The sequence below is a fragment of the Nevskiales bacterium genome, assembly GCA_035574475.1.
Lineage (GTDB): Bacteria > Pseudomonadota > Gammaproteobacteria > Nevskiales > DATLYR01 > DATLYR01.
In genome coordinates, this window is record DATLYR010000115.1 from 1 (window position 1) to 12,714 (window position 12,714).

Genomic DNA, 12,714 nt, shown 5'->3' on the forward strand with positions numbered 1-12,714 from the left:
TCGATGTGGCCGCACCGGTGCTGCCGCCGCTGGCGCAGGCCAGCGTGTTCTACCTCGTGCCGCCCCCGAAGCAGGGCGATGGCGATCCGCGACTGGAACGTTTCCTGGCAGCTTTGCCAGATGCGCGTGCCCTCGTATACCTCGGCACCAGCGCCGTGTACGGCGACTGCGGCGGCGCCTGGGTGGATGAAACCGCGCCATTGAAGCCGGGCACGGCGCGCGGCCGCCGGCGCCTGGCTGCCGAGCGGCTGGCGCTGGATTGGGGCGCGCGCCGGAACGTGCCGGTGATGATTCTGCGCGTGCCCGGCATCTACGGCCCGGGCCGCCTGCCGCGTGCGCGCCTGGAAAAAGGCCTGCCCGTCCTGCGCGAGGACGACAGCCCCTGGACCAACCGCATCCACGCCGACGACCTGGCGACCGCTGCGCTGTGCGTGGCCGAGCGCGGCGCGCCGGGCGCCGCCTACAACGTATCCGACGGTCAGCCGACGACGATGGCGGACTATTTCAACCGCTGCGCCGACCTGCTCGGCCTGCCGCGCCCGCCGCCGGTGTCGCGCGCCGAGGCGCAGGCACGGCTGACGCCGGAAATGCTCTCCTTCCTGGAAGAGTCCAAACGCCTCGACACGCGACGCCTGCGTGCGCTGGGCTGGGTGCCGCGCTATCCGTCGCTGGCGGAGGGTTTGCCCGCTTGCCTGTAGCCGCAGTCTTGGTCACGTCGCAGGCATACGCCTCGACTATCCTCGACATTGTCACAATCAATTTCAATTATCGTGACGGCTGGCGTAACCTTGAGTCCGGATTCGACGCAAGCGTGAAGGAGACCGCCATGGCCAAGAAAAACAAAGACGCTCCCAAGATCGACATCGGCATCCCCAAGGCCCAGCGCAAGGCGATCGCCGACGGGCTGGCGCGGCTGCTGGCCGACGAATACACGCTCTACCTCAAGACCCACAACTTCCACTGGAACGTCACCGGCCCGATGTTCAACACGCTACACCTGATGTTCGAGGCGCAGTACAACGAGCTGGCGCTGGCGGTGGATCTGGTGGCCGAGCGCATCCGCGCACTGGGCTTCCCCGCGCCCGGTTCATACCGGCAGTTCGCCGCACTCTCGACCATCGAGGAGGAGACCGGCGTGCCGGACGCAAAGGAAATGATCCGGCAACTGGTCGAGGGCCAGGAGGCCGTGGTGCGCACCGCCCGCGATGTGTTCCCGCTGGCCGACGAGGCGCACGACGAGCCCACCGCCGACCTGCTCACCCAGCGCATGCAGGTGCACGAGAAGAACGCCTGGATGCTGCGCAGCCTGCTGGAATAGCGCTTCGTGCCTGCCCCAACAAGCCAGCGCCCTCGTCTCGGCCAGCCGGTCTACTCCACGCGGGTGTAGCCGCGCGGCGGCAGGTAGGTGTCCGGCGGCGGATTCATCACCGCGTAGGTGGCCATCTCGCTGCGCCGCCGCTGGGTCATGCCCTTGTGCGTCAGGCGGATCTCCTGGGCCACGGGAAAGCCATCGATCTCGGCATAGGCCGCCAGCCATTCGGCGCCGGGCTGGCGCGCTAGCTTCTGCATCAGTTCCACGAAAGCATCGCCGCGCTCGATGTCGGTGGTGACCCACAGCTCGATGTCGAAACCGTTCGCGGCCGGTCCGGCCACGCGCCAGCGCCGTACCCGCCACTGGCCGATCCTGCCCGTGTCCGGGGTCGGCAGCGCGACGGCTTTCAACGGTGGCGCCTCGGGCAGTTTGAGGCTGCGATAGCTGCGCGCCTGGCGGTCGATCACGTACATGCGGCCGAGGTCGAAGCGCATCACGGTGCGGATGCGGCCGTCGTCGCGCGCGCTCTTGTCCACGCCGAACCAGTGCGTGGTGGTGACGGTGGGCTGGTCGTTCAGATACTCGCGCGCGACCAGGCGGATGTCGGCGGCGGCCGACAGGGATACGAACAGCAGGCCAAACGCGAACCAGCGGCGGGACATCATGCAGCGGCGGATGCTGAAGCTCAGGGCGCGATTGTACCCGCGCGTGCCCCGTTTGGGGCAGGACGGGCCTCGGCCAAGTCCGATTCGAGCCAGGCAAAGATGCGCCTCCAGGCTTCGAGATCGCGCTCGTCCTGGGCGCCTTTGAGTTCGTGCACGCCGAGCCCCTGTTCGGCCGCATACACGTAGCGCTGCGTGTCGCGCAGCGCGCCCAGCACGGTGATGTTGAGCGTGGCGAGAAAGCGTTCCAGCCCGCTCAGCGACAGAGTATTCGCCTTGGCCCGGTTGGGCACGATGGCGATGCGCTCGCGCGGCACGCGGATATGCGAGACCAGCAGCAGGTCGCGGATGAAATTCGCGGTGGCGAACATGTCGATGGGCGAGGGCGTGACCGGTACCAGCACCGCATCCGCCTCCGGCAGCAGCCGCCCGAACTCGCGCAGGTTGAGCGCAGCCGGCGTGTCGGCCACGATGCGCTCGGTTTCCGGTGGCACGCGCAGCTGCCAGGCGCGTGTGCCGCTGCCCTGGCCGGCCGACCAGGCGGCGACGCCGAATACGCCGCGCTCGGAGCGTGGGCGCTGCTTGAGCCAGCGCAGGCTCGAACCCTGCGGGTCGTAGTCGAACAGTGCCGTGCGCAAGCCGCGCCCGGCGTAGTAGCTGGCGAGGTTGGTAGCCACGGTGGTTTTGCCGCAGCCACCCTTGCTGTTGATGACGACGATCCTGCGCATGCGCCCCTCTGCGCCTGCGACACCGACACGGCGTTCGGCTCAGTTCTAGCAGCTTCCGGCGACGGATGCATTAAGGGCGCCTCTTTATGCTTTCGTCATTCCGGCGAAAGCCGGAATCCAGCGACTTTCAAGGCCCTGGACCCCGGCTTTCGCCGGGGTGACAGAATAGATCAGAGGCTCCTAAGGTAGAGCCGACTTCCGGGAACGCCCCGGTGCAAGGAGGAGCGCATGCCGGCCCTGTTCGACCGCGACGCGCGCCGCTACGACCGCGCACGCCTGCAGCTGGTGCCCTGCCTGGACGAACTCTACGGCTGGGTCGCGCGGCTGCTGCCCTTCGAGCCCGCCGACGACATCCGCATCCTAGACCTCGGCGCCGGCACCGGCCTGCTGGCGGCCCGGCTGATCGCCGCCTTTCCCAATGCGCAGATCACCCTGCTGGATGCGTCCGCGCCGGTGCTGGAGCAGGCCGCGGAGCGCTTCGGCGGCGATGACCGCTTCGTGTACCGGCAGGCAGACTACGTGCGCGAGCCGCTGCCCGGCGCCTTCCACGCCATCGTCTCGGCGCTGTCCATCCATCACCTCGGCGCCTATGACAAGCGCGCGCTGTTTCGCCGCGTGCGCGTGGCGCTGGAAGCCGGCGGTGTGTTCGTGAACGCCGACCAGGTGCTGGGCCCGACGCCCGAGCTCGAACAGCGCTACCAGCAGGACTGGCTCGCCGAAACGCGTGCACTCGGGGTCAGCGATGCCGACCTCATGGCGGCGCTGGAGCGGCAGCAGGCCGACCAGCCCTCGACACTGGTCGAGCAGCTGACCTGGCTGGAGGAGGCGGGGTTCCGCAACGTCGACTGCTGGTACAAGCGCCAGCGCTTCGCGGTCATGGCGGGCGAGCGTTGAGCGCGCTGCTGTACGGCACGCTGCTGCTGGGGCTGGCCGGCTTCGGCATCCTCGGCTGGCGTAAGCACCGGCAGCGGGCGCAGCGCCGATTGCAACCCCTGCCGGCGGCGCAGCGTGCCCTGCTGGCCGCGCGGCTGCCGCATTACGCCCGCCTCGATGCGGCGCAGCGCGAACGTCTGCATGCGCAGGTGCAGCACTTCCTGGCCGAGAAGGACTTCCACGGCTGCAATGGCCTGGCGGTCACCCGGGAGATGCGCGTGCTGATCGCCGGCCTGGCCTGCCTGCTGGTGCTGCGCCCCGGGGCCCGGCCCTTCCCGCGCCTGAAATCCGTGCTCGTCTATCCCGAGGCCTTCTGGGTGCACCACCCGGAGCCGGATGAACTGGGCCTGGTGAACGACGAACCTGTACTCCAGATCGGCGAGTCCTGGTCGGACACGCGCGTGGTACTGTCCTGGGCGGACGTGGAGGCGGCGCTGGCCGGCGACGAGACCAACGTGGTGGCGCACGAATTCGCGCACCAGCTCGACGACGAGGACGCCGCCGAGGGCGCGCCGCCGCTGGCCGATTACCGCCGCTGGTCCCAGGTCATGCGCGCGGCCTTCGACGAACTCTGCGCGCAGGGCTCGCCGGTGCTGGACGATTACGGCGCCGAAGGGCCGGGCGAGTTCTTCGCGGTGGCCACCGAGAGCTATTTCCAGCGCGGTGCCGAACTGCGTGCCCACCATCCCGAACTCTACGCGCTGCTGCGGGATTACTACCAGATCGACACCGCCGCAGGCTGATGCCGACCGCCGCACCAAATGGCAGCGCCATCCCTATGCTGCGTCGCACAAATTCAGTAGATCAATCAAAGGCTTCCTCAATTTCTACTATTGGAGGGCCAAATCCCTCTGAATAAGATGCGCTATAGCCGTGTAAGGCTTATCCGACAACGCTGAATCCGACCCAAATTCCGCAGGCCAGGGAATCGGCCTCGACCAGTGCCGGGTCCGTCCGGCGGAGTGAGAGACCGATGCGCCCCACCCAGCCTTGGCAGACGCCACGTCATTTCCTCGTCGTGCTCGCTGCCCTGGCGGTGACCGCCTGCGGCGGTGACAGCGATGGCGAGGGTAGCCGGGCGCGCCCCGAGCAGCAGGGCGTATTCCTCGACCACCCGGTCGAAGGCTTGCAGTTCGTGACCCCCAGCCGCGCCGGGCTGACCAACCGCCAGGGCGAGTTTCGTTTCCTGCGCGGCGAAACCGTCCGCTTCCGCATCGGTGACATCGAACTCGGCAGCGCCGCCGGCAAAGCGGTGCTCACGCCACTGGACCTGGTCCCGGGCGCCGATGCCAGCCATCGGAAGGTCACCAACCTGCTGCGCCTGCTGCAGACGCTGGATGGCGACTGCGATGCCACGACCGGCATCCAGATCGGTCCCGCTGCCCGCGCGGCGGGAGAAGACCGCAGCCTCGACTTCGACCAGAGCGAGGCCGCCTTCGCCAGCGACCCCGCCGTCATTGCCTTCCTCGACGCCGCCAACACCTGCCAGCCGCTGGTGGATGGCAGCACGGCGCGCGCAGTCTTCCAGCGCACGCTGGACTACATGGCCGCCAATGGCGGCCGCGCCAACCGCCTGCCCACCGCCAACGCCGGTCCGGACCTGATCGTCAACGAGAACAGGCCGGTGACGCTCAGCGGCAGCGGCAGCGACCCGGACGGCAGCATCAGCGCCTATGAGTGGACCCAGACCGCCGGCCCTGCGGTCACGCTGGCCGGCGCCAGCAGCGCCAGCGCGTCCTTCACGGCGCCCGATGTCGGCAGCGACACGGTGCTGGTGTTCCGCCTGCGCGTCACCGACGACGGCGGCGCCGGCGCGCTCGCCGCGGTGGACGAGGTAAGCGTCACCGTGCGCGCAGAGGCCGTCGAGAATCAGGCGCCCACGGCCAATGCCGGTATCGACCAGTCCGTGAACGAGGGCGAAACCGTCACCCTCGACGGCTCGGCCAGCCGCGACCCCGAGGACGGCAGCAACCTGAGCTATGCGTGGACGCAGACCGGCGGCCCGGCGGTGACGCTGAGCGACAGCACGGCCGCGAAGCCGACGTTCACCGCCCCGCAGGTGGCTGCAGCCACCGCGCTGAGTTTCCGGCTGGTGGTACGTGATACGCAGAACCTGGCCTCCGCGCCGGACACGGTGACGGTGACGGTGAACGACATCCCGCCGGGCAACACCCCGCCCGTGGCCGACGCCGGCACCGACCGGAGCGTGGCCGAGGGCGCCGCGGTCGAACTCGACGGCAGCGCCAGCAGCGACCCCGACGGCACGATCGCCAGCTACAGCTGGACGCAGCTGTCCGGCCCGGCCGTGACGCTGTCCGGCGCCGATACCGCCACGCCGGCATTCACCGCACCGCAGGTGGCCGGCGACACCAGCCTCGTCTTCCGCCTGACCGTCACCGACAACGGCGGCGCCAGCGACAGTGACGAGGTGCAGGTCACAGTGGTGGACAACACGCTGCTGTCGGTGGCCGACGTGGCCCAGGACGAAGGCGACAGCGGCACGGCGCCGATGGTCTTTACCGTCCGGCTGAGCGCGGCCCAGCCCGCGCCCGTCACGGTGGACTACGCCACCCAGGCCGTCACCGCCACCGAGGGCCTGGCGGCCGTGTCGCCCGCGGACTACGGGCACGCCAGCGGCACGCTCCGCTTCGAACCGGGCGAGACCGAGAAGACGGTCGGTGTGACTATCGTCGGCGATACCTTCCAAGAGAACGACGAGAGCTTCCGCCTGGCGCTGTCGAACCTCGCCGGCGCCGCGGCCGGCGACATCGCGGCCACCGGCACGATCGTCAACGACGATACGCTCACGCTGCTGCAGGTCGGCGCAGCCAAGCGCAGCGTGACGCCGAGCGATGCGCAGATCGCCGGTCAGCGCGAAAGCTACCTCGGCGGCACGCGCCAGCAGTTCTTCCACCTCGGCGGCTTCGGCTTCGGGCCGTTCAAGTTCCTGCCCAGCTATGGCGGCGTCACGCCGGAGCTGAAGCTCGACCAGATTTCCAACCCGCAGGCCAAGGCGCGCTGCTTCTCGCCGGAGCTCGTGCCCGGCGACATCACGCCGGAAGCCTGCGAGGACGAGACCTGGGTGCGCGTGCTGGTGCTGCAGGAACCCGACGACGGCGAGCGCGTCGCGTTCGTCACGCTGGACGCGGTCGGCGCCGGCAACCTGATCCAGGATGCGGTCAAGGCGGCGGTGCACGAGGCCAGCTGCGCCGAGGGCGCCTGCATCGCGCGGGAGAACGTGCTGTTCGGCCAGACCCACACCCACGCGGGCGCCGACCTGCAGGGCCTGTGGGGCGGCGTGCCGCGCGAGTGGATCGACCAGGCGCTGGTGCAGGGCGCGGCCGCGGCCGTGCGCGAGGCGATCCGCGCCAGCAAGCCGGCCGAGCTGGTCATGGCGCGCGGTTACGACGAGCGCTACAACAACTACCGCCGCCCGCGTTACCGCAAGGACGCGTCGCTGCACGAGGCCGACACCACGATCACCGTGCTGCAAGCCCGCGCCGACGACGGCAGCGGTACGCTCGGCACTCTCCTGCAATACGCCGCGCACCCGACCGCGATCGGCACCGGCGACTACCGGCTGGCCGACGGCAGCGTGGTGCGCGTGCCGCACCCCGACTACCCGCTCGGCGCCGAGAACGACCTCGAAGAAGTGTTCGGCGGCACGGCGCTGTACTACAACGGCCCGATCGCCGACGCCTCGGCCAGCGGCGGGCCGGGTGACCCGAATCCCTATCGCTCGGTCAAGAAGCGCGGCGCGGCGCTGGCCGCCAGCGCGCGCGCGATCCTCGAGGCCAACGCCACGCCGCTCGACCCGGTGCTGGAGACGCGCAGCGTCGAGGTCACGCTCCCCATCACCAACCCGCTATTCCTGGCCATCGGCCTGGGCGGCGTGTTCAACGGCTACTACCAGTTCAGCCAGCTGCCGTTCCAGAGCATCCCGGGCCTGGACCAGATCCCGCCCGAGGTCATCGCCCAGTTCGAGGACGTGCAGAACCAGCTGCCGCAGCCGACGCCAGTCGCGCGCACGCTGCTCAGCCGCGTCAGCATCGGTACGCCCGACGCCAGCGATGCCGGCAAGAACCGCCTGGAGATCGTCACCATCCCGGGCGAGGCCACCAATACCTTCGGGCAGTACATCCGCCGCCTCGCGAACGAGGATCCGGCCACTGTCGCGCGGCCCAAGCGCCACACCATGCTGCTGGGCCTGACTCACAACTCCTTCGGTTACATCATTCCCGAGGAGGAGTTCAGCTATGTGGATCCGTCGGGCGAGGCCGGCTTCGTACTGCCCTTCACAGGCTACGAGGAGTTCGTCTCGCTCGGCCCCCTGACCGCGCCGCTGCTGCGCGTGCAGGGCTACAACCCGCTGTTCGATGCCGCGCCCGAGCAATACCTGCCGCCATGGCTGGCCGACTGCCAGGTGGCGCTGGATTACCGCGCCTGCATTGTCGGCGTGCTCCAGGACCGCCTCGCGCAGGTGCTGGGCGGCCTGGGCGCCGTCACCGGCCCGATCCGCGATGGCTTGGAGGCTGTCGCTGACGGCTGCCGCGAGTTCGGCGGACCAGACGAGATCTGTGGCGCGTTCGACACCGTGGCCGACGTCATCGGCGGCGCGAACCCGCCGGGTGGCGGCGCGGACGGCGACCCGGCGCTGCTGTTCGCCGCGCTCGATGCCCAGACCCGCGGCTGCGACATCCTCGACACCGCCAACTGCCTGTATCCCTTCCCGAACGACTGGTTCACCGTGCCGGCCGCGCCCGGCAGCATCCAGGACCGGCCGCAGGGCACCGGCCGGCGCGTCAACCTCAATGTCCTGGCGATGCCGCGCAACAGCGCCGGCAAGCCGGTGGACCCGAGCGAATGGAACCGCAACGACGGCTTCTCGCCCGGCGCGCTGATCACGACCTTCGTGCCCGGCCTGTCGCTGGAGCAGACCTTCGGCCTGCCCTCGCACCAGATCGGGCTGGCCAACATCGGCCTGTCGCAGGATCCGGACGCTCCGATCCTGGTGCTCGAGGTATCCGAGGACGAGGCGCCCAAGCGGCACCTGGTCTGGAGCGAGCTCGACCAGAACGCCAACCAGCTGACCGTGGCGGCGGTACCGAACGTGGGCACCTTCCCGGTCGAGGGCGTCACCGACGACAAGGGTCATATCCAGCGGCCGCTGAACGACGGCCGCGCCGCGCTCTTGATCCGCCCGGCCAAGAACTTCAGCGAAGGCAAGCGCTATGTGGTGGTGCTGCGCAAGCTCAAGAATGCCGCCGGCCAGCCCATCCCGGCCCAGCCGGGTTTCCAGGCCTGCCTGCGCGGCGACTCCGCACTGCCGCCGGTGCAGCAGCGCTGTGAACAGCTGGAAGACAAAGTGTTCCCGGTGCTGGAGGCGGCGGGCATTCCGCTGGACGAGTCGCTGTACCTGGCCTGGGATTTCACCGTCGCCTCGACCCAGAACCAGATCGGCCGCCTGCGGCACATGCGCGACGACGCCTTCCGCACACTCTCGGCCGACCCGGACGACGAGGACTGCACGCAGCTGACTGCGGCCAACCTCGCCACCTGCGCGGCGCCCAAGATCGAAATCACCGGTGTCATCGAGAATCCACAGAACGGCATCGCCCGCCGCATCGAGGGCACGATCGAGGTGCCCAATTATCTCGCCCCCATCGCGCCCTCGCCGCTGGACGACCCGAACATATCGCGCGCGGTCAACCAGTTCTGTGCCAGCGCGCCGCAGGGCGAGTTCTCCAGCGGCTGCCGCGATCTGCGTGACGCGGTGGACATCGCCCAGGGTCTGGCGCTGCCGAACCGGCTGTTCTACAACCCGGCCGACGGCACGCCGGCGCCGGACGCGAACAATCCGCTCGACCCCACCGGCCTGCGCTATGGCGACGGTCTGCCGGACCGCAACGGCACGCTGACCACGCGCTTCCTGTGCCAGATCCCGGCCCAGGCCACGCCGGACAACCCGGCGCGCGCCAGCCTCTACGGCCACGGCCAGCTCGACCGCGGCGTCGCCATCACCTACGAGGGCACGCCGGACGTCGCGCGCGAGCACAACTACATGTTCTGCGCCGTGGACTGGTTCGGCTTCCGCACCGGCGACGCCGCCAACGTGCTCTCCGCGCTGGTGGACCTGTCCAACTTCCCGGTCATTCCGGATGCCTCGCAGCAGGGCATGCTGAACTTCCTGTTCCTGGCGCGCGCCATGCAGCATCCGCAGGGCTTCGCGTCGCGGCCGGAGTTCCAGGATCCGGACAGCGGCCGGCCGGTGTTCGACCGCCGCGAGATTTTCTACAACGGCAACTCGCAGGGCGGCATCTTCGGCGGCGTGGTGCTGGCGGCCTCCAAGGACGTCAATCGCGGCGTGCTCGGCTCGCTGGGCATGAACTACTCGACGCTGCTGACGCGCAGCAAGAACTTCGACGAGTACGCCGGGCTGCTGTACAACTCGTACACCGACCCGCTCGACCGGCAGCTCTTGTTCTCCCTGATCCAGATGCTGTGGGATCGCTCGGAGAACAACGGCTATGCCGCGCACCTGATCGACAACAGCGCCTTCGGCGGCCCCGCCAACGCGGTCAAGCTCGACCCGCAGTTCGGCGACCCGCAGGTCACCATGTGGAGCGCCGATGTCATGGCGCGCACCATGGGCGTGCCCTTCGACAACCGCCAGACGCTGCGCGTCGAGACGCTGGGCCCGCAGTACCTCGGCGTCAATGGCCGCCGGCATCCGGACGTGGCGCCGTATCTGGGGCTCGAGCCGCTCGACTACGGCGATCCGCAACAGACCGCAGGCAGCGCGCTGATCGTGTGGGACACCAACATGGCCGGCGACTATGCCCACATCCCACCGATCACCAACACGCCGCCACGCACCGGTCCGGACAACCACGACGCCTCGCAGAAGACCCGATTCGGCCGCTGCCACATGGCGCACTTCCTGCGCACCGGCGGCCAGCTGATCGACATCCTGCCGGTGCAGTTCGACGGCGCCGACTGCCCGGCGGTGCCGCCGGCCGCGCCGACCACGCTGCCGGAAGAACCCGGCGCCGAGCGCGTGGTGAAGCTCTGCGCGCCCGACGCCATCCCTGGCATCGGCGGCCAGTGCATCACGGTGGACACGCTCCCGGTGATCGGGCCGGTGCTGGCCGGCCTGCTGCTGCCTGTGGACGGCGTGACCGAGACGCTCGCCGACGGCTGCCGCGCCAACGCCGGCCCGCTGGCGCCGGCCTGCGCCGTGACGGATGGCCTGGCACAGGTCATCCGGCAGGGCGCAGATACGCCGCCGCCCGGCGGCGACGTCGAGCACGCCTCCTGCACGGACCAGGAGAACCTCGGCGGCAACCGCAGCTACCAAGTGACGATCCCCTCGGAGAGCGGCGAGACCATCAGCTTCCAGGTGCTCGAGCCCAAGACCTTCGACTGCACGGGCAAGCACCCGCTGATTCTGCAGGGCCACGGCTTCGGCGGCTCGCGCTCGCAGAGCGGCTTCGACAACTACCGCGAGGCCGGCTACGCGGTCATCAGCATCGACCAGCGCGGCTTCGGCGACAGCTCCGGCACGGTGCGCGTGATGGACCCGGACCACGAGGGCAGGGACCTGGTCCGCATCCTCGACTGGGCCGAGGACAACCTCGACTATCTGGCCTATCGCGACGGCAACCTGCTGGTCGGTGCGATCGGCGGCAGCTACGGCGGCGGCTTCCAGTTCCTGCTGCACAACGTCGATCCCAAGAACCGCCTCGACGCGCTGGCACCGGACATCACCTGGCACGACCTGCGCTACAGCCTGAACCCGGGCGACACGCTCAAGAGCGCCTTTGGCCTCCTGCTGACCGTGGGCGGCGAGGCCGGCTCCTACCGGCCAGGCCTGGAGAACGGCGAGGATCCGACGCGGCGCGGGCTCGACCCGTACATCGTCGAGGTGCTGGCGCGCGCGGTCGCCACCGGCGAGTTCCCGCGCGAGGCGCTCGAGTGGTTCCGCTACCACAGCCCGAGCTACTGGTGCGACCTCAACGACCAGCCGACGATGCCTTACCCGCTGCAGGAATGGGCGCCGCTCGATCCCAACACCATGCTCGGCACGCTGCTGGGCGATACGCCCGGCGGCAACAGGCGCACGGGCCAGCCGCCGGTGGATGTGCTGCTCTCGCAGGGCTTCCGCGACAACCTGTTCAACTTCAACGAGGCCTGGTGGAACTACCAGTGCGCGCGCGTGCGCGGCGGCGACGTGCGCCTGCTCACGCACCAGAGCGGCCACATCCTCAACCTCGGCGGCCTGACCGGCGCGCCGCTGCCGCCGGGCACGCCGCTGGACGTGCAGGCGCCGGGCGGCAGCAACAACTGCGGCACGCTCAATCGCGGCGCGGCCACGCTGGCCTGGTTCAACGAAAAGCTGCGCGGCGCCAACGCCGCGCCGCTGGATGTGACCGACGGCAACCGGCTGTGCCTGTCGCTGTCCGACAACGACGCCATCTTCGTGCCGGAGGAGAACCTGCTGGCGCCGCGCGCGCCGCAGTACGAAGCCACGCTGGCGGATGAAGAGCGGGACGGCACCGCAACCTATTACCTGCGCAATGCAGGGGTGTCGAACGTGCCGCAGGGCCTGCTGGCGCAGACGCTGTACAACGCCGGCCAGCTGACGCCCTCGGTGGCGCCGCTGCTCACGGTCAGCGACGCCAACGGCCTGATCCTTGCCGGCATTGCGCAGGCAGAGGTCACGGTCCGCACGCCGGCGGGTGTGAACGATGCCCTGTGCGCGGCGGCGCCCTCGCAGGTGCCGACGCTGCGCAGCGGCTGCGACAGCATCGTTTACCTCGGCCTCGGCCTGAAGAAGCCGGGTGCGGAGGACTGGACCCTGATCGACGACCAGCTCACACCGGTGCGTGGACTGATACCGAAACCGCATCGCATCGAGCTGGCCGGCGTCGGCGAGCGCCTAGCGCAGGGCGACCAGCTGGCGCTGCTGGTCTTCGGTCACCACCCGCAATACCTGGTTTCGGCTTCGCGCGATGCGTCCATCCCGGCGGTCAACGTTGCCGCCGACCTCAAGCTGCCGCTGTACGCGGTCGCGGCGGGC

At 69.6% G+C, this 12,714-nt stretch carries 7 protein-coding genes; 5 read left to right on the plus strand and 2 right to left on the minus strand.

All coding sequences use genetic code 11. The features are described 5' to 3' along the window. Together VNJ47_06805 and VNJ47_06810 are read left to right on the plus strand one after the other, a co-directional pair. On the plus strand, positions 1–698 hold a 698-nt coding region (locus VNJ47_06805; GenBank protein HXG28538.1), incomplete at its 5' end, for an NAD-dependent epimerase/dehydratase family protein. A gap of 128 nt (positions 699–826) precedes the next feature. Beyond that, positions 827–1,318 carry a Dps family protein gene (locus VNJ47_06810; protein ID HXG28539.1) on the plus strand — a complete coding sequence of 164 codons (492 nt, stop codon included), beginning with the start codon at positions 827–829 and terminating at the stop codon, positions 1,316–1,318. A 50-nt stretch (positions 1,319–1,368) separates the two neighbouring features. Here VNJ47_06810 and VNJ47_06815 read toward each other — a convergent pair whose 3' ends face one another. Both VNJ47_06815 and VNJ47_06820 read right to left on the minus strand, forming a co-directional pair. Continuing rightward, complete coding sequence (locus VNJ47_06815; protein ID HXG28540.1) at positions 1,369–1,977, minus strand: hypothetical protein; 609 nt, start codon at positions 1,975–1,977, stop codon at positions 1,369–1,371. A 20-nt stretch (positions 1,978–1,997) separates the two neighbouring features. Further along, on the minus strand, positions 1,998–2,702 hold the full coding sequence (locus VNJ47_06820; protein HXG28541.1) for a ParA family protein: 705 nt from the start codon (positions 2,700–2,702) through the stop codon (positions 1,998–2,000). A gap of 228 nt (positions 2,703–2,930) precedes the next feature. Between VNJ47_06820 and VNJ47_06825 the strand changes: the two genes are divergently transcribed. From VNJ47_06825 to VNJ47_06835, 3 genes are all read left to right on the plus strand, one after another. Further along, a complete protein-coding gene (locus VNJ47_06825) occupies positions 2,931–3,596 on the plus strand; it encodes a class I SAM-dependent methyltransferase (protein HXG28542.1) in 666 nt (221 codons plus the stop codon). Continuing rightward, positions 3,593–4,378 (plus strand): M90 family metallopeptidase, encoded by a 786-nt coding sequence (locus VNJ47_06830; protein ID HXG28543.1) that lies wholly within the window; start codon positions 3,593–3,595, stop codon positions 4,376–4,378. Before VNJ47_06825 ends, VNJ47_06830 begins: the two co-directional genes overlap by 4 nt. Positions 4,379–4,608: 230 nt before the next feature. Continuing rightward, the coding region (locus tag VNJ47_06835) for a PKD domain-containing protein (protein HXG28544.1) at positions 4,609–12,714 on the plus strand (8,106 nt) is incomplete at its 3' end.

Excerpts from the sequence above, each read along its gene's own strand:
- VNJ47_06810 (HXG28539.1), top strand. The coding sequence starts at position 827 with ATGGCCAAGAAAAACAAAGACGCTCCCAAGATCGACATCGGCATCCCC.
- VNJ47_06815 (HXG28540.1), bottom strand. The coding sequence starts at position 1,977 with ATGATGTCCCGCCGCTGGTTCGCGTTTGGCCTGCTGTTCGTATCCCTG.
- VNJ47_06820 (HXG28541.1), bottom strand. The coding sequence starts at position 2,702 with ATGCGCAGGATCGTCGTCATCAACAGCAAGGGTGGCTGCGGCAAAACC.
- VNJ47_06825 (HXG28542.1), top strand. The coding sequence starts at position 2,931 with ATGCCGGCCCTGTTCGACCGCGACGCGCGCCGCTACGACCGCGCACGC.